The organism is Photobacterium sp. GSS17 (assembly GCF_028621875.1).
Classification (GTDB): Bacteria; Pseudomonadota; Gammaproteobacteria; order Enterobacterales; family Vibrionaceae; genus Photobacterium; species Photobacterium ganghwense.
In genome coordinates this window covers 893,918-916,753 of record NZ_CP117518.1, presented here as the reverse complement: position 1 = coordinate 916,753, position 22,836 = coordinate 893,918, and the positions used below count along the sequence as shown (strand labels likewise).

Below are 22,836 nucleotides of genomic sequence, written 5' to 3'. Positions count from 1 at the left end.
TTTTACCAATCTGATTACTCCCTGTAAGCTAATTTTCCCCAAGCAACTAACGCCTTGTTAAGGGGTGAGCAACGCAATACAAATGTCACCGCATACCAACTTAATCGCTGAAACTAACGCATAGTAAAAATGCCATGCGTTGCGAATCCCTCTTTAACAACTTGTTAGCAATTTGTCCATGTGAGGCTTAACTTCCTCCCTCAGCATATGTGGCCCCATTGAATCTACAAAAGTGAGTGGTAATTGAGATAACTTAGTTCTACTGCTGCCTTTGTTCAAAATTGCCATACCTTTACACATTTTAAGGTATTCTTTTTGAAGTTCTCGTTTTCGAACTCTTGAAATATTGGGGCTAAAACTAACAACGTGAAACACAAGAGCACCAATAACGATTTGTTTAACTGAAATATCATTTGGTAGATTTTGAGCCCAAGAGACCCTTGAGAAAAATGGGTTAACATAACCAGAAGAATCAGCAAATAATGATTGACCATGGTCAATTTTTTGTTGTTTGGTTAATTTATAGGGTTTCAGTAATCCACCAGTAATTATAAAACTGGAGCAATTTTTATTTTTATCGAGAATTAAATCTTTATATTGATCGAAAACTCCTAGATGTTTTCCACTAGCCCTAGATGAATTGAATGCTACTTTAAGCAACCAACGTGCATACTGATTAAAATCATACTCAAAATCTACGGTGCTTTTATTAAAATTCGGAGTAAATGCTCCAGCCTTTTCAAGCGCAGACTTAGCGTGAGCATCAAGCGTACCGAGAACTACATTATTACAGTGATCACATACGTCTTTGATTACAGCTTCACCTTGTAATACTTTTTGCGCTTTTTCTCTCCAACCAATTGATTTACTATCACTTATACTGTCTTGGTACGCATAGACAAAAGCGGGCATGATATGCTCTCGCGTTAAAGTTTTATTTTGACTGCAATATATACAAATTGCCATCGTATCTCCTAATTGCTAACGCCCTGTTAAGGTGTGAGCAACGCAATACAGATGCCGCCGCATACCACCTTAAACACAAAACGCAACGCATAGCAAAAATGCCAAGCGTTGCGAATCACTCTTAAACAGATTGTATGGATAATAAGTACCAGTGTGTTCACTTAACTATTCGTTATCTTCTGGACCTCCAATCCAGTCAGGGTGGTGGCCGACAAAATCACCATTGGAGTCAAACAACTCTCCATACTTGTTAGGGACGAGCTCTTCTTCTTCGTCTTCATCCCCGTCAGAAACCGACTCTTCCACTACCATCGTAATGTCAGTGTCTCCAATTGTTATCTCAATTGTGTCATTTTCCTCTGCGGATTCCACTGCATCTAATGCTTCTTGCAGTTGGCTAATTAGTTCATCTCTAGAAATTGTCATCTCTTTCCCCATTCACTTTAGCGCTCAGGTGAGCAAGCACTTTATTTTTTAAATTCAAGTTCATAGTCAAATTTACTACAAAAAACCAAGTCTGTGCCATCGAAGAAACTGACTAAATAAAAGAACTCAACAGTGTTCACAAATCAAGCCAGATAAACTAGCCAAGTACTAGTCTTAAAATCGAATAAAGCAACTCAGGAACTTTTGTCATGATTTACGACCAATTGGGCAAAAAATTGCGGCAGAAATGACAGGTTTCACCCGCTTTACATAACGCCCTGTTAAGGTGTGAGCAACGCAATACCAATTCTGCCGCATACGACCTTAATCACTTAAACCAACGCATAGTGAAAATGCCACGCGTTGCGAATCACTCTTAAACAGTTTGTTATGTGCGTACTGTTTGTAGCAATTGCTCTGATAGTTCAGAAAATTGTTCAATGAACCAAGTTGAACCATCATTCATATTGCACTCAAGCTCATTTATAAGTGCTAACTCTCGGGAATTTAGGTCTTGCTTAGCTACGTTTTCAATTGGGTAATGCTCTATTTCCCAACCCCGTTTTTGAGCATTAGCTAACACAAGGTGAACGTAACGGTATTTCAAGTTACCTTGTGATTGAAGAGAGCCATCTCTTTTTAACACTGGTCGTCGAGACTTTCCTTCAAGAATCTTTGCCACGTTAGACTTGTACTCATTCAGCCTCGCTTTCTTCGAAGCTTTGCCAATATAGCGAAACTCCTTTTGTTCAGCTGAGATCTTAATGAAATACAGATATGGCTGAGTGAGATCGATTTGCTTAGGATTTGTCCAATCAAACATTAAATCCGTCCTTGATAGTTGATTATCACTGATACCAAGATTAACAGACAAGGTCATCTAAAGTTTAAGACTTTTTCCAAAGCACATAACGCCGCGTTAAGTAGTGAGCGACGCTGGCCACCGAACTTAAACCATTGTGCCGTAAACACTAAAGTTCAAAGCAAACCAAAAATGTCGAGCGTTGCGAATCTGTCTTAAACGCTTTGTTATACGATTTTGAACAACGTCTCATACAATTCTTCTATTGTGTTCAAAACTGCGAACTTTGACTTTGACACAACCCTTATTGATGGCCTTTCATTTTTAATACCTTCTGCATTTCCTTTTGTATGCTTCGCAATAGGAAATTCACTGATATCAGGCAACTTTTTGTTTGGCTCCCCACCAAAGTACAAGAATGGACCGAGTTCCATCGTTATCTCGTTAAAGTAAACCCAAACGACACAACCTGATGGTTTATTAGCTAAAGCGACATGGATTTTTTGACGTGCTGTGCTCGAACCAATATGAGAGGTTTTGAGCTGTACATGACGAAAAGCGCCAAGGTCTTCCATGATTAGATCATAGCCTTGACTGTCTACCTCTGGTTTGGAAATTTCGATGGAACAACTGCCATTTTTCCATGACATTTTAAGCAATTCGCTAATCAATGAGTGCTCGATTAGCTTCTCTCGAAAGGAAGAATTTAAGTAATGTTGTTCCATATTTTCCTCTTAATCGTATAACGCCGCATTAAGGGGTGAACAACGCAAGCCACTCAACTTAAACCATTGTGCCATAAACACAAAAGCTAAACTTTGAACCGAAACTGCCAAGCGTTGAGAATCCCTCTTAAATGCTTTGTTATGTGTATGCCTGAGGAGTCTCATACTCTGCAATTATTACACATTTCCCAATGTCTGTTCCATAAGACCCCTTAGTAAGCACAGCTTTAACTATTGTTTTGCTGGTTATAAGCGACTACCTACTAAAACACACACAAAATAAGCAAGCATTTGATTTCGGAACTAAACTATTTGTTGTTACAACTGATCCCCTAGGAGCTTTGGCATGCCGAATATCATTTTCGTTTTTGTGTTATGGTGCGTTGGGAACTTAGCTTACTACTATTTTAACATTGCAGATCCAAAACAATGGGCAGAGATAGAAGAATGTTCAGTATTTTTTGATACGAACTCTATCGAGTGGATCAAGGTATGCGTAGATCCAAATGAGCTATATAACAGAGCTGAGAACTACAATAACGCTTTATGGGAGTCTGCCAAAGAGAGAATTGGTATTGCCGTAGCGTGCGTTGGCTTATTAGCCGCAATTATCGCAATAGCCAAAGGATAGTAAGTTTGCATTAAGGTACTCATGGGTAAAGCTCACTATCACATAACAATTTATTAGAAGGCTCTGCGCCTGTTTAGTCCGTTTCTAGGCTGCCGTTTAGTTCCAGAACGACTGACGTTCAATCCATGACAAATCAATGTGACAGGGCAGGGATACTTCGCTCAACTGCATATATTCCGGATTTTTGCCCGATAGTCTTCCCAAAACTGACTATACCGTTAACCTGTATATACTCAGTATTTTAATCTGGTCACGATAACGATTTCATCATTGCCAATGTTAACCTTGGTCCCAATTCCGATGAATGTACCGCATCACAATATTGTTTGATTATGTGATGAAATACTCATCAATCTAATGCGCATTATGTGCATCTGAGTAATGAAAGAGCGGCGTCTCACTTAAGCAGATAGTGGCGTGTAGGTGAATTGCGGAAACCCAGAGTCTAAAAATAACAAAACGGTATGAAATTAGAGCACTTATAATGAGGTTTTTAATCAATTCTGAGAATTGCAAGTGTGATGAATGTTGTTCTGACAATTGCATACAATAAAGTACAAAGTCCAGATTGCTAACTCGTATGACGACGACTAGCCTAGCACCAAATTTGAACACTGTATCATTGGTGCAATCTATGAACTTGTGGACGGCAGCCCAAGACACCTATGCCAAGCGTGTCGTAGTTAAAAATATAAAGAATGCAACCTGGCAGAAAAAGTCGGCGTATATCGGCAAATATATTGTGCGTGGTATGCTGGCTTACCGTCAGTTACAAAGCCTGTATGACCAGTTTTCATTTGGCGAAAGGCAAATGTTGCTGGAGAAGCAGCCTGAATTCATCTTAAAGTGTATGCGACCATACTTGCGTGACGGTCTGTCAAAACAGCAGACAGTTGATGTGATTTTGCAGCATTATGGCTGGTTTGAATCCACATTTTCACACTCAGTGCGTCGTGCCGTGTATCAGGACGGTTTTGTCCTCAAATCCATTCCACTGGAAGCGTCCACTCTTCAGCTTCGGTTAATTCACGACAGCAAATTTCATCGCGAAGGGGAACTGACACTTGTTCTTTGTGATGAACAAGGCACCAAATATTACATGGTGACGTTTATTGTTGTCGGAAACAAAGCCTATATTGGTGGGCTTCAGGGTGGTAGAGACATGCAGGATTTCAGTCGCATGTTTACCAAAGGGTTATACGGCCAGAGACCGAAGTCGTTTGTGGTTGAAGCCCTGCGCATCGTATTAGAGCTGTTAGGGATTAAGCAGTTGTTTGCGGTAAAGAATGACGCTCATGCTTATTCGTCTAAGCGTTATCGCAAGAAGCCGGTTATGATGGACTACGATGCATTATGGGCAGAGCTGGGCGGTACAGAACATAACCGATGGTACTATGAACTGCCGGTAGTGGCTGAGCGTCGTCAGCTGGAAGAGATTAAACGACCGAAGCGTAAAATGTATCGTGAGCGCTATGAATGGCTCGACCAATGCCGAGATGACCTTGCTTCACAGCTTCTGCAGGCGGCTCGCTGAACCTGTTATCACTCATCAGATAGCACTTCTTCGTTAGCAAGGACGCTAACGGCAGAGTGTCCATTTTTTTGATTGTTTGTTCTCATTCCTTTTTATTTTTCTCACTCTTTCTACCTTTCTACCTTTCTACCTTTCTACCTTTCTACCTTTCTTTCTTGCTACCTTTCATCTTTCACTCTTTCTAGTGTTCTTTCATCTCGATGTTCAGCTTAAGACATTTTATCAATGTCAGTATTGGCGAGCGCTATAGCCACCATAATCATTTACTACTCGCTACCCACTCCCAGCAATAAAAAATAAACCCAACCAGAGAGGATGATTTTAAGCCAGTTCCGTTTTAATCCGGAGTAGGAATTTTGCGTGATAACCGGTCAATACCGCCAATGGTGGTAAAGAACAGTTCCAATTCCATCATGATGCCGGGATTGAGTTTGTAATCAAACTCATCCTGAAAATTTAATTCCGGTGTTACTGCCAGATAGAGCCAGTCTTTATACAGCCGATGTTTCCAGGACATGGAAACCCAGGAGTTGGTGATAGAGTAGTTGGGACGAGAGTCTGCACTGACGCCAAGCGAATATTGCATCAGGTTACTTTCGTTGATTCGGTCGAAGATCTCTGCCTGATTAACAAACTCCCAATTGTCATCGTCATCCAGAAACTGGGCGCTGGTGCTCAGTTTCAAAATAGTGGTGGGATCTGTGGGACTGGCGAAATAGAAATTCAAGGACGTTAATGATCCCGGCCCTTTTGAATGGTAGTAAAAGAGTTCCTGCTTGATTCGGGTCGTCCAGTTATCACTAACCTGATCAACGCGCCAAATCTCTGCCCGGGTAAAGGGATCAAGGGGAAGTTTAATCTTCAGACCTAAATCAAGATTTGTTTTCCAGTTTCCCAAATTACGACCTTGTGCACGAAAGCCGCCAATCGCCCCATTGCTGCTGTCGCCATTACTGATACCGCGTTGTTTGTCTTCAAGGCGGTCAAAATCATCCGGGTCTGTGTCAAAAATCAGTTTCCAGTTTTTTTCTGTGTGGGGGAGATCCAGCTTCAGTCGAACACTGGCATCACCATCAAAGTACTCGCGGTGGCTGTAACGGGGCTTGAAGCGAATTTTCAGATAGCTACGGTTTTCCATCGGCTCTTCACCGTCCTTTTTCGAAAGGTAATGGTCGAATGCAGTGCTGTAGTCATGGATACTATCTGATATGGAGTCCTGAGTTTCGTTTAACCAGTCTTCCAAATCCGAATCGTCCTCCGCGTCTTCATCCGTTTCAGCAACAGCAGTAAGGCTGGCCTGATTGACGGAGGTTGTATATGGGTTCGCGGAGGTTGTATAAGGATTTAGGTGGGTGTCGGTTTTCGCCTTGTTTAACGCTTTATTGCCAGTCTCAGTATAAAGACTTTCAGCCGCGTTAGAAGGCAGTGAAAAGGTTAACGTAACGGCTGGAATCACACACCGCCAACAATTAAACGAGAACAAAAATAAGGGTTGGAACCGTTTGTTCATTTTCCCTCCTGTTATTATTCTCACGTTAACCAAACAATCTGTTTAATTATAGTTTTTGTGCCACACCTGATAGTTAATCAAATCTGGAGTTATAAAATGAGATCTTATTCCAACTTTTAAAAAGAGACTTATGCAACATTCCAGCGTATCACTCAGGATTATTGGATAAATATAGCCTAAACAAGAGTTTAATTCCGTCATATTTCATTACACTCTGACAGGCCAATTTACTGGGCGTTACTGGCTCTTCGACTATCCTTTACTTGTATGCAAAATGTGACATGCAAGTATGGCTAATTGGAGTACGCCTATGGACACTGTAGATTTTGACGGAATCAAGCGTGATATTTCTGATAAAGTTTCCTCGATTTTTGAAAACTTCGAAGAAAGCAACAGCCGTTTACCTACCATGGAAGAATTCAGGGCTTTATTTGATAGTCAGGCAGAACAGTATATCGGGCCATTAGATAAACTGACCGTAGAGCAGGGAGGAGCGAAATATGAACGATTCCTCGAAAGAGAACAGAAGCTTTGGCGTGCAGTAAATGAACTGGAGGCTGAACAAAGGTGCTTGCGCTCTGACAGCTGATAACGAGTGCCGATACGCTTTGTGAAGACCACGTGTTTTTCTGGTACACACTCACAGACAAAAACGAAGGAAATCGTGAGATTCCCTTCGTTTATTTTTGTTCCGGTATAGTTAGCTGATTCGTAAAGACAAACTATAAAATTATTACATACACTGATTACGCTCCTGAGCACTGCGAAGCGCCAGTGACACATTGGAACGTGGTGCAATCCCCAGCGACTGACAGATCATCCATCCGGCTTCGGCCAACTTGCTGAGGTCGATACCTGTATCGATTCCCATCTGCTGGCACAGATAAACAACATCTTCTGTGGCGACGTTGCCGCTGGCACCCGGAGCATACGGACAGCCACCTAATCCAGCTGTACTGCTGTCAATGGTGCTGATGCCCATTTGCAGAGCCTGGTAGATATTGGGAAGTGCCTGACCCCAGGTATTGTGGAAATGAACAGCCAGCAGGGAGGGGGGCACAAGCCTGCTCACGGCTTCCAGCATACGCGCTACCCGCAAAGGGGTGCCTGTGCCTACGGTATCTCCCAGCGAAATTTCATGGCAGCCCATTTCCAGCAGCGTTTGAGCAATCAGGGCGACTTTGTTGGGATCGGTTTCACCGTCATATGGACAGTCAATCACACACGATAGATAGCCCCGAACCGGTATCTCATGAAGTTTGGCGAGCGCCATGACAGATTCAAAGCGTTGCAGGCTTTCACTGATTGAGCAGTTGATGTTGTGCTGACTGAAGCCTTCTGAAGCCGAACCAAAGATGGCAACTTCACTGGCTTCAGCGGCAAGCGCCATTTCAAAGCCCTGAATGTTCGGGGTCAGGGCGGAGTAGGTTACCCCCGAGTGACGTTCAATGCCTTGCATGACCGACATGGAATCGGCCATTTGAGGAACACGTTTAGCTGAAACAAACGACCCCGCTTCAATATGGCGAACACCGCAGGCAGAAAGTGAATTGATAAACGCAATTTTGGCTTCTGTACTGACCTGTTTTTCATTTTGAAGGCCATCACGGGCACCCACCTCGACAATTTTCACTTGCTTCGGTAGATCCTTTGCCAGGGCGTCAGCGGTCATCATGAAATTACTCATGTGGCATGCTCCATACTGGCCGTCGCTTCTCGAAGAAGGCGTGCAGACCTTCCTGACCTTCAGACGAGGTGCGTATCTCTGCAATCAGCTGACTGGTATGTTGTCTCAGCTCGTCATCAAGTGGCATCAGTTCGCAGGTTTTACACAGGGCTTTTGCAGCCTGTAGTGCAGCCGGGCCGTTTGCCAGAATCTGCCCGGTTAATTGCGCCAGCAACTCGTCACGTTCTTCTGCTGTGACCACCAACTGATGAACCAGTCCCATGGTTTGGGCCTGATAGCCGGAGAATCGCTCTGCGGTCAGCATAAAACGCCGGGCCTGACGTTGCCCCAGAGTCCGGCAGACATACGGACCAATGGTGGCAGGGATCAGCCCCAGCTTGACTTCGCTCAGGCAGAACGAGCTCTCCTTCATTGCAATAACGATATCGCAGCAACATACCAGACCCACTGCGCCGCCGAATGCGCTGCCCTGTACCAGTGCCAGCGTTGGCGTCGGGAAGGTATCAAGTTGATGAAGTAATTCAGCCAGTTTGGCGGCATCCTGTTCGTTTTCCTCCTGGCTGAGGTTAACCATCGACTGCATCCAGTTCAGATCCGCCCCGGCGCTGAAATGTTGCCCGTTTGCAGTGAGGATCAACATGCGAACGTCACCTGACTCGCGTAACTGAGTCAGGTAGCGAATCAGATCTGCAATACAGCGATCGTCAAAGGCATTGTGTTTGTGAGGACGATTCAACGTAAGGGTGGCGACTCCATTGGTCGCCAGGGTACAAAGAATAGGATCGTCATCTTGATGGTGGAAAATCTGTTCAGCGCTCGGCGCCGGATGTGTTTCGACTGTCATTTGACTCTCCTTTACATCCTGAAAATACCGAAGGTGCTTTCTTCTATCGGGGCGCGTAAACTGGCCAGCAGCGCCTGACCCACCACTTCCCGGGTCTTGCGCGGATCCAGAATGCCGTCGTCCCACAGTCGGGCACTGGCATAGTAGGGTGACCCCTGATTGTCGTAGAGCTCACGGATGGGTTGCTTGAAGGCTTCTTCTTCGTACTTCGTCCAGGTTTCACCGTTACGACGCTTATTATCACGGTTCACCTGTGCCAGAACCCCCGCCGCCTGCTCGCCGCCCATGACCGAAATACGGGCATTCGGCCACATCCACATCATCGTCGGGCTGTAGGCGCGACCACACATGCCATAGTTACCGGCGCCGTAAGACCCCCCGATGATGACGGTAAATTTCGGCACATCGGCACAGGCCACAGCCATCACCATTTTGGCACCGTGTTTGGCAATACCTTCTGACTCGTATTTTTTGCCGACCATAAATCCGGTGATGTTCTGCAAAAACAGAAGCGGGATCTTACGTTTGCAGCATAGCTCAATAAAATGCGCCCCTTTCTGAGCAGATTCAGAAAACAATATGCCGTTATTGGCGACAATACCTATGGTTTGTCCGTACAACCGGGCAAAGCCACAGACCAGTGAGGCACCGTACATTGCTTTGAATTCATCAAATTCCGAATCGTCGACGAGGCGGGCGATCACTTCCCGAATCTTAATAGGCTTGCGCAGATCGGTACCGACTATGCCGAGCAGATCATCGATTGGGTACAGCGGTTCTTTGTACTCAAGCGGCTGAAAATCAAAGTGCGAGTAATCCGGCGTTTTGTAGTCAGCATCGTGCAACCCCGATGGACTGTTCGCCATGGATGTTCTCTTCGGCGGGATCGTCGGAATCGGCGACATGCCGCAGTTACTCACAGCCTGACGAGCCAGGCTGATCGCGTGCTTTTCGTCTTCAGCAAAATAGTCAGCGACTCCGGACGTTTTACAGTGGACATACGCCCCGCCCAGCTCTTCTGCTGTAACAATCTCACCTGTCGCGGCTTTCACCAAAGGGGGGCCGGCGAGGAAAATGGTGCCTTGTTCTTTGATAATGATTGATACATCGGCCATCGCCGGTACATAAGCCCCGCCAGCAGTACAGGAGCCCATCACGACCGCGATTTGCGGAATGCCCTTGGCTGACATACGAGCTTGATTAAAGAAAATACGGCCGAAGTGATCCCTGTCTGGAAAAACGTCTGCCTGATGGGGCAGGTTCGCCCCGCCGGAGTCCACCAGATAAATACACGGCAGGTGACAGCGCTCAGCAATTTCCTGCGCTCTAAGGTGTTTCTTCACCGTCAGGGGGTAATAGGTTCCGCCTTTTACCGACGGGTCGTTGGCGACGATCATGCAATCTATGCCATGTACGCGCCCGATACCGGCAACCACACCGGCACAGGGAATGTTGTCATCGTACACTTTCCAGGCCGCAAACTGGCCGATCTCGAGGAAACGAGAATCCTGGTCGATCAGCATCTCGATACGGGTTCGGACCGGAAGCTTTCCTTTTTTACGTTGTTTCTCAATCAGTGCAGGGCCACCACCTTGTTTAATAGTGGCAATATGGGTGTCAAGCTGATCGATCAACGCCGCCATATCCCGATAGTTATCGGTAAAGTATTTGTCATCGCGATTGATGGCAGTTTGAATAGTCGCCATGGTCTGTCCTTACTTAGATTCTTCAAACAACTCACGGCCAATCAGCATCCGTCTGATTTCCGATGTTCCTGCACCAATTTCATACAGCTTGGCATCACGCAATAAGCGGCCGGCAGGGAATTCGTTGATGTAGCCGTTACCGCCCAGCAATTGGATGGCATCGAGTGCCAGTTGGGTAGCAAGTTCAGCCGCATACAGAATGACCCCGGCAGCATCTTTACGGGTGGTTTCACCGCGATCACAGGCTGCCGCTACCGCATACACGTACGCCCGTGCTGCATTGGTGCGGGTGTACATGTCGGCCACTTTGGCCTGTACCAGCTGGAATTCACCGATGGATTTCCCAAATTGATGGCGATCGTGAATATACGGCAGAACCAAATCCATACAGGCACGCATGATGCCCAAAGGCCCACCGGCCAGCACGACGCGTTCATAGTCCAGACCACTCATCAGCACCTTGACGCCTTCATTCTGCGGGCCAAGCACGTTTTCAACCGGTACTTCGCAGTGCTCGAACACCAGTTCACAGGTGTTTGACCCACGCATGCCAAGCTTGTCGAGTTTCTGGGCGGTGCTGAACCCCTTAAAGCCTTTCTCTATGATAAACGCGGTGATTCCGCGGGAACCGGCGCTGGGCTCCGTCTTGGCGTACACCACTAGGGTGTCGGCATCAGGCCCGTTGGTGATCCACATTTTGTTGCCGTTCAGAATGTAGTGATCACCGCGTCGTTCTGCTCGAAGCTGCATGCTGACGACATCGGATCCTGCATTGGGTTCACTCATGGCCAACGCACCAATATGCTCGCCGCTGACCAGTTTTGGCAGATAGCGTGCTTTCTGGGCATCTGTACCATGACGGTGAATCTGATTAACACACAGATTGGAATGCGCACCGTAACTCAGGGCAACCGACGCGGAGGCACGGCTGATCTCTTCCATGGCAATCACATGGGCCAGATAACCCATATCGGCACCACCGTATTCTTCGCTGACGGTGACACCAAGCAGACCCATTTCACCCAGTATTGGCCACAGGTGATTCGGAAACTGATTGTCGCGGTCAATTTGTTCAGCCAGTGGGGCAATCGTCTGTTCGGCAAAGCCGTTTATTTGCTCCCGCAGCATGTCAATTGTTTCGCCTAAGCCAAAATTCAGCGGTGTAAACCTGTCTTTCATAGCCACTCCCGATTAGGTATTGCGGCAACAACAAACTTCTGCCGATAGATAACTGTTTGGTTAATTACACGATGCGTTTCAAGGTGTTGGTCTTAATTCTTTGTTTTGTTTAATCTCTTGTAATGAATCCACTACAGCGCCTTGCGCTCACGATGCTCGTTTAAGGCCTGAACACAGCGCTCACGTGCGGTTTGCAGTTCATTCATAACGACACTGATGTCTTCAAGCTGGCGTTTCAGAACGGCTTCCTTGTCATCAATGATACTCAGCATCTTGTTCAGCTGGGTCTGACTCTGTTTGGTGTCATACAACTCAAACAACTCTTTGATTTCGGCTAGGGAAAAACCCAGGCGTTTTCCCCGAAGAATCAGCTTGAGGCGAGTTTTGTCTCTTCGTTGGTAAACCCGAATACTGCCTTGCCGCTGTGGTTGAAGCAGCCCGACATCCTCATAGAACCGAATGCTGCGGGTCGTGATATCAAACTCTTTGGCAAGTTCACTTATTTTGAACGTCTCCACTGGCTTACCTCCCTGCGTCAGATTTCGACGAACAGCCTGAATATCAAAGCCTTAGAGTTGCTATGGCGAGCCGTGACATCGTGCTGATTCGATAGTTGGAACATCAAAGTCAGAGGAAAGAAATCAGTACAGCTTTGACAAAACCCAATGCACGTATCTAATTTGTTTCTTAACGTTTACGTAAATGTTAGTGCTATGCTTACGTAAACGTCAAGAAAACAGCTGCTGATTCAGTAGCAAACCAACCGCTATAGGATTTGAGGGCAAAACTGATGGATAGAGAAGTCTGGGTGATTGCTGCAACTCGAACACCCATAGGCAGTTTTCAGGGTGTACTGTCGGGAAAAACAGCAACTCAACTAGGTAGCGATGCCATTGCCGGCGCGCTGAACAAGGCCGAAATGACGGCTGATGGTGTCAATGAAGTGATCATGGGAAATGTGCTGACGGCTGGGTGTGGTCAGGCGCCAGCAAGGCAGGCCTCACTGGGCGCCGGTATTCCTCAGTCCGTAGGTTGTACCACGATTAACAAAGTCTGCGGTTCGGGCATGAAGGCCGTCATGCTGGGGGCAGACTCTATCTTGTTGGGCCGTAATCAGACGGTCGTCGCAGGTGGCATGGAGAGCATGTCGAATGCACCTTATCTTCAGACTAAGGCCCGCACCGGACTTCGCCTTGGTCATGCGACGTTACACGACCACATGTTTCTGGATGGTTTGCAGGATGCTTATGAAGGCAAGCTGATGGGTGTCTATGCCCAGCGTGTTGCCGACGAACTGCATTACAGTCGCGCCAGTATGGATAAGTGGGCGCTGAAATCGGTGGAGCGCGCGTTGGTCGCGCAGGAAATGGGCTGGTTCGACGAAGAAATTGTGCCGGTAACCATTGAGACGCGTCAGGGCAGTCATCAGGTCAGTACGGACGAGCACCCTAATGAAATCAATGTCGAAAAAATTTCTCAGCTTAAGCCAGCGTTTGATCCGCAAGGTACAGTGACGGCGGCTAATTCCAGCTCTATTTCTGACGGCGCTGCAGCACTGATTCTGATGGACAGCGAAGCTGCTAAGCAACAGGGTTTCCGGCCGCTGGCGGTTATTAAAGGCCACAGTACCTCGGCGCGTTCACCTGCGGAATTTACCATTGCACCGGTTGATGCGGTGAAGCAGCTTCTGACTGATTTGAAATGGTCTGCTGGTGAAGTCGACAGCTGGGAAATCAATGAAGCGTTTGCGGTCGTCACTCAGATTGCCGTGAATGAACTGTCACTGGCACCTGAGCGGGTTAATCCGGATGGCGGTGCCTGTGCGCTGGGGCATCCGATTGGTGCCAGTGGTGCACGTATTCTGGTTACTCTGATCCATCGTCTTCTGCGGCAGAGCAAAAACGATGGCAGAACGGTAAAAGGGATTGCCACCTGTTGTATCGGCGGCGGTGAAGCGACAGCCATTGCTGTGGAAGTGTCACCTCAGCCCGCTGACTGAGTGAAGCGCACAGAACATATACATGAAATCGGGCGGCACGGACCGTGATAAGTAGTTTGGATGTGCACGGAAAAGCCGCAACAAATCAGGGTAGGATCCCAGGGAGCAAGCAATGATTGATTCAATGCCACACGTACCACTGTATATCGACGGTGAATGGACAAAATCGACGTCTGAACAGTGGATTGATGTAACGAATCCGGCTACCAACCAGCCAATCGCCCGCGTGCCAATGGCGACAGATGATGAAATGGCCGCGGCAATTGCCAGTGCCGCCGACACTTTCCAGCGCTGGAAAGAGGTAGCGGTGCCGGAGCGTGCGCGTCTGATGCTGGAATACCAGCACCTGCTAAAAGCGCATCATGATGAACTGGCAGAGTTGCTGTCGAGTGAAACCGGTAAAAACTTTGCGGATGCCAAAGGCGACGTTTGGCGCGGTATCGAAGTGGTTGAGCAGGCTGCCAACATTTCCAGCATGATGATGGGCGAAATTGTTGAGAACGTCGCCACGGACATTGACTGTTACTCCATGACGCAACCGCTCGGCGTGTGTTGCGGTATCACACCATTTAACTTCCCGGCCATGATTCCACTGTGGATGTTCCCGATGGCGATTGCGGCGGGTAACACGTTTGTTCTAAAGCCTTCTGAGCAAGTGCCGTTGACAGCGATCCGCTTGGTGGAACTGTTTGAGCAAGCTGGTGCGCCCAAAGGCGTGCTGCAAGTAGTGCATGGCGGTAAGCCACAGGTTGATTTCCTGTTGCATCATCCGGAAATCCGCGCGATTTCGTTTGTCGGCTCTGTGCCAGTTGCCCGCTACATCTACCAGACCGGTACCCACAACCTGAAACGTGTTCAGGCGTTTGCCGGCGCGAAAAACCACATGGTGGTGATGCCTGACGCCAATAAAGATCAGGTCGTCAATAATCTGGTCGGGGCATCAGTGGGGGCTGCCGGTCAGCGTTGTATGGCTATTTCGGTGGCGGTGCTGGTGGGCTCGGCGAAAGAGATCCTGCCTGAACTGAAAGAAGCCATGAGCAAAGTGAAGCCGGGCATCTGGAATGACAGCAATGCAGGCTATGGCCCATTGATCAGCCCGCAGGCCAAAGCCCGTGTTCTTTCGCTGATTCAGGAAGGGAAAGACGAAGGTGCCCGCTGTGAACTGGATGGTTCCGAGTGCACCGTTGACGGATATCCGGAAGGGAACTGGGTCGGTCCGACGCTGTTTAGCGGCGTAACGACTGAGATGTCGATTTATCAGCAGGAAATTTTTGGTCCGGTATTGATCTGTCTGGAAGTGGATACGCTGGATGAAGCGATCGAACTGATCAATAACAACCCGTACGGTAACGGTACGTCTATTTTCACGGCCTGCGGTGCGGCGGCTCGCAAATTCCAGCATCACATTCAGGTGGGTCAGGTAGGTATTAACGTACCGATTCCTGTGCCTCTGCCATTCTTCTCTTTCACCGGCTGGCGTGGCAGCTTCTATGGCGATCTGCATGCTTACGGGAAACAAGCCATTCGTTTCTATACCGAAACGAAGACAGTCACTTCGCGTTGGTTCTACGACGATATCCCTGATGGCCCGAACATGACTATTCACCTGCGCTAAAACGTAGTTGAAATAGAACGTGGTAAGTGGGCAATAACGAAAGACGAAAGACGAAAGACGAAAGACGAAAGCGGTCTGCGAGTCATGGTTACGTAGGCGGCTTTTGTCATCAGGGATGCGGAACAATTGAAGGAGTAATGAATGGATTTTTCACTGAATGAAGATCAGCGGGCGTTTGCAGATGCCGCTCGCCAGTTTGCCGAAGAGCGTCTGGCACCCAATGCCGCCGAATGGGATGAAAAACATATTTTCCCGAAAGACGTGCTGAAAGAAGCCGGAGAAATGGGGTTTCTCAGCTTGTATGTACCGGAAGAGCAGGGTGGTTTGGGTTTACCACGTCTGGATGCGTCAATTGTGTTCGAGCAGCTGTCAATGGGATGTACCTCAACCACAGCCTTTATGACGATTCACAATATGGTGAGCTGGATGATTGCCTCATTCGGTACAGATGACGTGAAGCAGGCTTTTTGTCCGTCATTGGTGACGGGTGAGATGCTGGGGTCTTACTGCCTGACAGAGCCCAATGCGGGGTCTGATGCGGCATCATTGACGACGTCGGCTGTGCTGCAAGGCGATCACTATGTCATCAATGGGGCGAAAGCCTTTATTTCCGGTGCCGGTGATACAGATGTGCTGGTGGTGATGGCCCGAACATCTGCCACGGCTAATAAGGCACAGGGTGTTAGCGCTTTCGTGGTATCGGCCAATGCGCCCGGCGTCAGTTATGGTCGTCGCGAACCCAAAATGGGCTGGAACAGTCAGCCGACCCGTTCCGTCACCTTTGATGATGTCAGGGTTCCGGTCAATTACCGGCTGGGTGAGGAAGGTGAAGGATTCAAATTTGCCATGAAAGGGCTTGATGGCGGACGTCTGAATATTGCGTCCTGTTCACTGGGAACGGCCCAGCAGGCGATCAACAATGCCAAACAATATGTCGCCGAGCGTCGTCAGTTCGGGCAATCACTGTCTCAGTTTCAGTCCGTGCAGTTTAAGTTGGCAGATATGGTGACAGAGCTGGTGGCTGCGCGTCAGTTAGTGCGTTATGCCGCGTTTAAACTGGATAACGGCGATCCGGATGCAACGGCGTATTGTGCCATGGCTAAACGCTTTGCGACCGATGTGGGCTTCAAAGTGTGTGATGAAGCACTGCAACTGTATGGCGGCTACGGCTACATCAAAGAATACCCCATGGAACGTCATTTCCGTGACGTACGCGTGCACCAGATCCTGGAAGGCACCAACGAGATCATGCGTCTGATCATCTCTCGCCGCGTTCTGGCTGAAGGGGCTGAATTGCTGTGATCACCTCTGTGATCTCTGCAGCATCAACATCACTACAGCCAAGCAGTAAGGCTGGACTAATCAAACAACGAAGCAATCACGAAACACAAGGCTTCGAAAAACGCTGTCGGAATGTGAGTGAAACTTACCGGCAGCAGAGGGAGAGATTCCATGTCGAATGAAAGTGCGATTTTGCTCACGATTGAAGGTCATATTGCCGTACTGACCATGAATAACCCGCCAGCCAACACCTGGACTGCGGAAAGTCTTCACCAGTTGAAAGAAACGGTGGAAGCGCTGAACAAAAATCCTTCTATCTATGCGTTGGTGCTGACCGGACAGGGTGAGAAATTTTTCTCAGCCGGCGCTGATCTTAATCTGTTTGCCAGCGGTGACAAAGGCGTGGCGGTCAGCATGGCGCAGGCATTTGGCGAAGCGTTCGAAACTTTATCTGCCTTTCGTGGGGTGTCGATTGCGGCAATTAATGGGTACGCCATGGGTGGCGGCCTTGAAGTTGCACTGGCATGTGATATCCGAATTGCTGAAGCGCATGCCGAACTGGCACTGCCCGAAGCAAAAGTAGGCCTACTGCCTTGTGCGGGGGGTACCCAGAACCTGACCTGGTTGGTGGGCGAAGGCTGGGCGAAGCGGATGATCCTGTGCGGTGAGCGCGTGACCGCGTCACGTGCATTGGAAATTGGATTGGTTGAAGAGGTGGTGGCGACCGGACAAAGCCTGGAAGCGGCAATGTCAATAGCGCAGTCCGTGGCTAACCAATCTCCGTCATCAGTAGCAGCGTGCAAGATCCTGATTCAAAACTGCCGTTCAGAGCCGCACAACCATGGTTTGATGCGTGAGCGTGAGCTGTTTGTCAAACTGTTCGATACCGCTGATCAGACGGAAGGGGTCACGGCGTTTCTTGAGAAACGACGTCCGGAATGGAAAAACCAGTAAGCCGCGCAGCAAGCAGAATAAGGAGCGAACCGCATGGCGGGACAAGTAAATATTCAAGAGTTGCCTTGTAAGAACGGCCGTAAAATTGGCATCGCGGAGCTGGATAATCCATCGTCACTGAATGCGCTGAGCTATGACATGCTGGTTCAGCTGCATGAGGCACTGCTGCATTGGCAGGATGATGACGATGTGGTTTGCGTATTTCTTCATGGCGTGGGTGAAAAAGCGTTTTGCGCTGGTGGCGATGTCCGATCCATGTATCAGGTGATGGATGAAGCTCGACATCAGAGTGACGGTGTCACAGATGGCGGTAAAGCAAAATCTGGCCAGAATGGTGCGAGCAGCCAATTCTTAGGTGATGTTGCAACTCGTCACTCTATGCACAGCGACAAACCGCATCCAGGCTGTCGAACCACAGGTTTTTTAACCGATTACTTCGCACTGGAATACACCACGGATTACATGATTCATACCTATCCCAAGCCAGTGGTTGTGTGGGGGCAAGGGATTGTAATGGGAGGCGGTATCGGCCTCTACATTGGTGCCAGCCATCGTATTTCGACACCATCAACCCGTCTTGCAATGCCGGAAATCACCATCGGCCTGTATCCGGATGTCGGAGGGACCTGGTTCCTCAATCGGTTGCCGCAAGGCGTGGGATTGTTCCTTGGGCTGACTGGCGCACAGGTGAATGCAACCGATGCTTTGGCACTGTCAATGACTGAGCATGTGTTGCTGCCAGAGCAGAAGTCTCAGCTACTGAGCGGTTTGCAACACTATGACTGGGATGAGTCGGAAGTCTATGCCGGCGTGACAGAAGTACTGGATACTTTGGGGAGTGCGGCCACATCCTCCCACCCGGACAGTCAGCTGATACCTCACTTACCTGCGATTCAGGCAGCTTGTCAGTATGGCTCTCTAAGTGAAATCTGCCGCAATATTCAGGCAATGCCTGAGATTGTCAGCAATCATGCCGAACCGGATAAATGGTTGCAGCAGGCGAAATCCTCGCTCGCTGCCGGGAGTCCGATTACGGCGCACATTTGTTATCGCCAGATCACGCAGTTCCATGAGGAGTCTCTGGCGGACTGTTTCCGTATGGAGCTGACCCTTTCGGTACGTTGCGGGTTGCTTGGCGAGTTTTATGAAGGGGTGAAAGCGCGCCTGATTGAGAAAACCGGACAACCAAACTGGCGATTTAAAGACGTTGACAGTGTTGATATTGCAGTCATCGAGCAATTGTTCACCCCGCTTTGGGCGGATAACGAGCATCCTTTGCAGCAACTGGGACTCATCAGCAAGGGGCAACCAGCCTCAGCCCATTACAACTAAAGGAGAAAGTCATGAAAATTGCATTTATCGGTTTAGGAAATATGGGCTCACCCATGGCTGCCAATTTGCTGAAAGCAGGCTGTGAAGTCACGGTGTTTGATATCGACCCGACACATACCAAAGCGCTGGAATCGCAGGGGGCGACCGCGGCACGTTCGTTAGAAGAAGCGGTTTCCGGTGTGGATACCGTTGTGACTATGTTGCCGGCCGGTCAGCATGTTCGCGCTGTGTATCTGGGGGATCATCAGGGAGGCAGTGGTTTGCTAAAAATGATTGCGCCGGGCACCTTCCTGATTGATTCATCCACAATTGATCCTGATTCTGCACGAATCGTGGCGGCAGAAGCAGAAAAACTAGGATTCGAATTTGTGGATGCGCCGGTATCGGGTGGGGTTGCCGGTGCGCAGGCCGGTACACTGACATTCATTGTCGGCGGTTCAGACAGCGCATTCGAGAAAGCCCGGAGTGTGCTTCAGCACATGGGGAAAAATATTTTCCATGCAGGTAAAGCCGGTGATGGCCAGATGGCTAAAATCTGTAACAACCTGATGCTGGGGATTTTAATGTCTGGTACTTGTGAGGCTCTGAGCCTCGGCATCGATAATGGCCTGGATCCGAAAGTACTGTCAGACATCATGATGCAGAGTTCCGGTCGCAACTGGGCGTTGGAATTGTATAACCCATGCCCGGGTATCATGGCGTCTGTGCCGTCATCCAATGACTACAAACCTGGCTTCATGACTAAGCTGATGCTCAAAGACCTTGGACTGGGGCTGGAAGCGGCAACCCGGAGCCAGTCTGCGATACCCATGGGGATGCTCGCCCGTAACCTTTACGCTTTCCATAACGCTGCTGGTCATGACCAACAGGACTTTTCAAGCTTGTTCCAGTTCTACCGCAAAAAGAACCAGTAATTCGTTATGACTCAGTGCAAAGGAGATAACAAATGGATTTAACAAACGCGACAATTGCGATTACCGGTGCCGGGCAAGGTCTGGGTCAGATGATGGCAGTCACTTTGGCCAAAGCCGGTGCAGAGTTAGCCTTGATTGACCTGAATGTGGATGCTCTTAAAGAGACCCAGCGCCAGTGCCATATGCTCAGTGCAAAAGCACAAATTTATGCGGCTGATGTGACCAATGAAGCTCAGGTTGAAGAGACATTCTCAGCCATTGTGGCTGATTTTGGAAAACTGAATGGGCTGGTGAACAATGCCGGAATTATCCGTGACGGGCTGTTGGTCAAGCCGGGCTCGGAAGGGATGAGCAAAATGTCACTGGAACAATTCAGCTCTGTCATGACGGTAAATGCGACCGGCACGTTTTTGTGTGGCCGAGAGGCCGCCGCGAGCATGATCCAAACCGGAAGCAAAGGCGTCATCATCAATATTTCCAGCGTTGCGCGAGCCGGCAATATGGGGCAAACCAACTATGCGGCCTCGAAGGCAGCAGTTGCGACCATGGCGGTATGCTGGGCTAAAGAACTGTCACGTTACGGTATTCGGGCTGCGGCTGTGGCACCTGGCGTGGTGGAAACGGCTATGGCCAGCCAAATTAAGCCGGAAGCCATTGAGCGGCTGAAAACCATGATTCCGGTTGGCCGTATTGCAGAACCTGCAGAAATTGCCCACGCGGTAAAATACATTTTTGAAAATGAGTACTTTACCGGTCGTGTACTGGAAGTGGACGGGGGGATGCGAATGTAACCCGGCGATGGCCAATAACCTGAGAGTTATTGGCCATATACCATGGCATACAGAGCCAATCCGCCACCGATAACAAACATCAGCATGGCAACGAAAGCGGCAATTTTATTGAGAATGGTAAACAAGGTATCCATAGTTAATATCTGAGTTACTCTTGGAATCAATAATAATGAGGGCCTGAAAGGGCTGCAAAGACAGCATCTTGCCCGTATTAACGGTGATGTTATTTCGGGGCACGATGTTCACATCGCCATTTCAGTCATCGAGCGGAACGATGCCACAGTTTTAGTCAAAAGGCGAACCCGATGCCCGCCTATTTCACGTTTACTTACAACTCTGGTTTCATTTGCTCAAGAAACTCTCTGCGCTAACCGGTTGTCGCAGATTAGAGACGTGAGGAGCAGACATAACTTGATGAGCAGTACGTAAAACAAAGTTACAAGAGATCTTTCGCCTGAATTTTCAGAAATGAAGCCAGTGTTTTGGCATCTTTAATTTCGTCGTTGGCAACTTTTGTCAGGAATTCGGATTGTGTCATTGTTACAACATCAATGATTTCATCGTCATCCAGCTCCCCGGAACAAGACGTTAGGTCTTTTGCCAAAAACAGATGCTGGATCTCATCGCAAAAACCCGGCACCGGAAACAATTCACCTAAGCTCTGCCAATGGTCGGCGGACAACTGTACCTCCTCAGCCAATTCGCGCTTTGCGCATTCCAGAATGTTTTCCTTATCTTCAAGTGTTCCGGCAGGAAACTCAAAGATCCAGTCTCCAATGGCAGGGCGATACTGGCGGATCATGACCAGTTCACCGTGCTGATTAACCGGAACAATAATAACAGCGCCGGGGTGGCGTACTGTGGTGAATTCGATTTCACGCCCATCCGGTAATGTATGCGGAGACTGCTCAACTGAGAAGCACTTCCATTGGCAGAGTGTTTTGGTGTTCATAAGTGGTTCACCCGTTGTGCGTTAAGTGATTTTACATATGCCCGCAATCAGAGCCTGTTATCCAAGAAAACTCTTGAGTAAGCGAACGACAGTCTGTGGTTGCTCATTAGTGACACCGTGACCGGTATTAGGAAGAACAACCAGGGTCGTCGACAGGTAGTGGCTGAGGGCAATCCCATTACGTAGCGGGAAGATCTGATCGCTGTCGCCCCATATCAACAGGCTTGGTGGTAGGTTATCCGTCGGCAAATTTGCAATACGCGTCCTGTCATGCACCAGCGAGCGAATCAAGTCTGCTTTTTCCTGTCGATATGGCGAAAAATAGCTGTTGTAAATGTCTGTGGCAACGAAATCCGGCATGGATTTCGGCTCAAAGAAAACATGATCAAACAAGCGTCTGACCTCATTCCCGTTTTGCGGAACAAACAGTTGCTCGGGATGTTCCACTCCTGCGCGCAGGCAAAGCGCCTGAAGATCTGCATCACTGAACAGGGGCCCGGGGCTGGCGATGATAATGCTTTTATCAATGCGTTCGGGGTTAAGCATCATGTTGTAAGTAATAAAACCACCGTAGGAAATACCGGCAACAGCGACTTTCTCAATTTTCATGGCGTCCAGAATTTGCCAGACAGCGTTTGTCTGCGTGGTGAGGTTTGGAGTGCCTTCACTGAACGAATCCCCAAACCACGCTAAGTCCGGAGCAATGACCTGATAATCCTGATTCAGTGCCAGCATCTCACGTTTCCATGTGGAGATGGCGGTGCCCCCGAAACCGTGCAGTAGTAGAAGCGGCTTACCTTTACCGCCAACCCAGTATTTGATTCGTCCGCCTTCCTGCAGTGTCAGGTAATATTCTTCAAAACCGGCATCCGTTAAAGTGTCGTGATCCTGACGTGCTTTCCAGTCAACCAGCTCGCAACCGGTAAGACTCAACAACAGAAAAATAGCGATAAGGACAAAGTGAAAAGGTCGCGTGGTAGTCATAATA

Annotated in this window: 23 protein-coding genes; 10 read left to right on the top strand and 13 right to left on the bottom strand. The window is 48.5% G+C overall.

Annotated features, from left to right (window positions below):
- Window positions 1–153 precede the first annotated feature (153 nt).
- The 4 genes from PGW97_RS25165 to PGW97_RS20585 all read right to left on the bottom strand — a co-directional run bounded on the left by PGW97_RS25165 (window position 154) and on the right by PGW97_RS20585 (window position 2,919).
- On the bottom strand, window positions 154–966 hold the full coding sequence (locus PGW97_RS25165) for a hypothetical protein (RefSeq protein WP_337960374.1): 813 nt from the start codon (window positions 964–966) through the stop codon (window positions 154–156).
- 165 nt (window positions 967–1,131) lie between these two features.
- Entirely contained in the window at window positions 1,132–1,392 is a 261-nt protein-coding gene (locus tag PGW97_RS20600) for a hypothetical protein (RefSeq protein WP_273860608.1), read from the bottom strand.
- Window positions 1,393–1,780: 388 nt separating this feature from the next.
- Window positions 1,781–2,215 (bottom strand): hypothetical protein, encoded by a 435-nt coding sequence (locus tag PGW97_RS20590; protein WP_273860607.1) that lies wholly within the window; start codon window positions 2,213–2,215, stop codon window positions 1,781–1,783.
- 206 nt (window positions 2,216–2,421) lie between these two features.
- Complete coding sequence (locus PGW97_RS20585; protein ID WP_273860606.1) at window positions 2,422–2,919, bottom strand: hypothetical protein; 498 nt, start codon at window positions 2,917–2,919, stop codon at window positions 2,422–2,424.
- Window positions 2,920–3,265: 346 nt separating this feature from the next.
- Between PGW97_RS20585 and PGW97_RS20580 the strand changes: the two genes are divergently transcribed.
- Window positions 3,266–3,550, top strand: a complete 285-nt coding sequence (locus PGW97_RS20580; protein WP_273860605.1) for a hypothetical protein — start codon at window positions 3,266–3,268, stop codon at window positions 3,548–3,550.
- Window positions 3,551–4,184: 634 nt separating this feature from the next.
- Window positions 4,185–5,084 carry a VirK/YbjX family protein gene (locus PGW97_RS20575; RefSeq protein WP_273860604.1) on the top strand — a complete coding sequence of 300 codons (900 nt, stop codon included), beginning with the start codon at window positions 4,185–4,187 and terminating at the stop codon, window positions 5,082–5,084.
- Window positions 5,085–5,421: 337 nt separating this feature from the next.
- Here PGW97_RS20575 and PGW97_RS20570 read toward each other — a convergent pair whose 3' ends face one another.
- Window positions 5,422–6,618: a hypothetical protein gene (locus PGW97_RS20570; protein WP_273860634.1), complete on the bottom strand. Its 1,197-nt coding sequence runs from the start codon at window positions 6,616–6,618 to the stop codon at window positions 5,422–5,424.
- 286 nt (window positions 6,619–6,904) lie between these two features.
- On the opposite strand from PGW97_RS20570, the gene PGW97_RS20565 reads away from it, so the two are divergent.
- Complete coding sequence (locus tag PGW97_RS20565) at window positions 6,905–7,183, top strand: hypothetical protein (RefSeq protein ID WP_047885800.1); 279 nt, start codon at window positions 6,905–6,907, stop codon at window positions 7,181–7,183.
- Window positions 7,184–7,327: 144 nt separating this feature from the next.
- Here PGW97_RS20565 and PGW97_RS20560 read toward each other — a convergent pair whose 3' ends face one another.
- The 5 genes from PGW97_RS20560 to PGW97_RS20540 all read right to left on the bottom strand — a co-directional run bounded on the left by PGW97_RS20560 (window position 7,328) and on the right by PGW97_RS20540 (window position 12,528).
- Complete coding sequence (locus PGW97_RS20560; protein ID WP_273860633.1) at window positions 7,328–8,266, bottom strand: hydroxymethylglutaryl-CoA lyase; 939 nt, start codon at window positions 8,264–8,266, stop codon at window positions 7,328–7,330.
- 7 nt (window positions 8,267–8,273) lie between these two features.
- Window positions 8,274–9,125 (bottom strand): enoyl-CoA hydratase-related protein, encoded by an 852-nt coding sequence (locus PGW97_RS20555; protein ID WP_273860602.1) that lies wholly within the window; start codon window positions 9,123–9,125, stop codon window positions 8,274–8,276.
- A gap of 11 nt (window positions 9,126–9,136) precedes the next feature.
- Window positions 9,137–10,768 (bottom strand): carboxyl transferase domain-containing protein, encoded by a 1,632-nt coding sequence (locus PGW97_RS20550; protein WP_373689512.1) that lies wholly within the window; start codon window positions 10,766–10,768, stop codon window positions 9,137–9,139.
- 72 nt (window positions 10,769–10,840) lie between these two features.
- Window positions 10,841–12,010, bottom strand: coding sequence for an isovaleryl-CoA dehydrogenase (locus tag PGW97_RS20545; RefSeq protein WP_273860601.1), 1,170 nt, complete (start codon window positions 12,008–12,010; stop codon window positions 10,841–10,843).
- 131 nt (window positions 12,011–12,141) lie between these two features.
- Window positions 12,142–12,528 carry a MerR family transcriptional regulator gene (locus PGW97_RS20540; RefSeq protein ID WP_047885797.1) on the bottom strand — a complete coding sequence of 129 codons (387 nt, stop codon included), beginning with the start codon at window positions 12,526–12,528 and terminating at the stop codon, window positions 12,142–12,144.
- Between the two features lie 272 nt (window positions 12,529–12,800).
- On the opposite strand from PGW97_RS20540, the gene PGW97_RS20535 reads away from it, so the two are divergent.
- The 7 genes from PGW97_RS20535 (at window position 12,801) to PGW97_RS20505 (ending at window position 20,896) form a co-directional block, all read left to right on the top strand.
- Window positions 12,801–14,009 carry a thiolase family protein gene (locus PGW97_RS20535; RefSeq protein WP_047885796.1) on the top strand — a complete coding sequence of 403 codons (1,209 nt, stop codon included), beginning with the start codon at window positions 12,801–12,803 and terminating at the stop codon, window positions 14,007–14,009.
- A gap of 112 nt (window positions 14,010–14,121) precedes the next feature.
- Window positions 14,122–15,624 carry a CoA-acylating methylmalonate-semialdehyde dehydrogenase gene (locus PGW97_RS20530; protein WP_273860600.1) on the top strand — a complete coding sequence of 501 codons (1,503 nt, stop codon included), beginning with the start codon at window positions 14,122–14,124 and terminating at the stop codon, window positions 15,622–15,624.
- Between the two features lie 141 nt (window positions 15,625–15,765).
- Window positions 15,766–16,926, top strand: coding sequence for an acyl-CoA dehydrogenase family protein (locus tag PGW97_RS20525; RefSeq protein ID WP_273860599.1), 1,161 nt, complete (start codon window positions 15,766–15,768; stop codon window positions 16,924–16,926).
- Window positions 16,927–17,076: 150 nt separating this feature from the next.
- Window positions 17,077–17,859 carry an enoyl-CoA hydratase gene (locus PGW97_RS20520; RefSeq protein ID WP_273860598.1) on the top strand — a complete coding sequence of 261 codons (783 nt, stop codon included), beginning with the start codon at window positions 17,077–17,079 and terminating at the stop codon, window positions 17,857–17,859.
- 33 nt (window positions 17,860–17,892) lie between these two features.
- Complete coding sequence (locus PGW97_RS20515; protein ID WP_273860597.1) at window positions 17,893–19,191, top strand: enoyl-CoA hydratase/isomerase family protein; 1,299 nt, start codon at window positions 17,893–17,895, stop codon at window positions 19,189–19,191.
- Window positions 19,192–19,202: 11 nt separating this feature from the next.
- Complete coding sequence (mmsB, locus tag PGW97_RS20510) at window positions 19,203–20,105, top strand: 3-hydroxyisobutyrate dehydrogenase (RefSeq protein WP_047885791.1); 903 nt, start codon at window positions 19,203–19,205, stop codon at window positions 20,103–20,105.
- A 32-nt stretch (window positions 20,106–20,137) separates the two neighbouring features.
- Window positions 20,138–20,896, top strand: coding sequence for an SDR family oxidoreductase (locus PGW97_RS20505; RefSeq protein WP_273860596.1), 759 nt, complete (start codon window positions 20,138–20,140; stop codon window positions 20,894–20,896).
- Window positions 20,897–20,922: 26 nt separating this feature from the next.
- Here the strand turns inward: PGW97_RS20505 and PGW97_RS20500 are convergent, their stop codons facing one another.
- The 3 genes from PGW97_RS20500 to PGW97_RS20490 all read right to left on the bottom strand — a co-directional run bounded on the left by PGW97_RS20500 (window position 20,923) and on the right by PGW97_RS20490 (window position 22,832).
- Window positions 20,923–21,030 (bottom strand): hypothetical protein, encoded by a 108-nt coding sequence (locus tag PGW97_RS20500; RefSeq protein ID WP_047885789.1) that lies wholly within the window; start codon window positions 21,028–21,030, stop codon window positions 20,923–20,925.
- Window positions 21,031–21,332: 302 nt separating this feature from the next.
- Window positions 21,333–21,848: an NUDIX hydrolase gene (locus PGW97_RS20495; protein WP_273860595.1), complete on the bottom strand. Its 516-nt coding sequence runs from the start codon at window positions 21,846–21,848 to the stop codon at window positions 21,333–21,335.
- A 57-nt stretch (window positions 21,849–21,905) separates the two neighbouring features.
- A complete protein-coding gene (locus PGW97_RS20490) occupies window positions 21,906–22,832 on the bottom strand; it encodes an alpha/beta fold hydrolase (protein WP_273860594.1) in 927 nt (308 codons plus the stop codon).
- Between the last annotated feature and the right edge of the window lie 4 nt (window positions 22,833–22,836).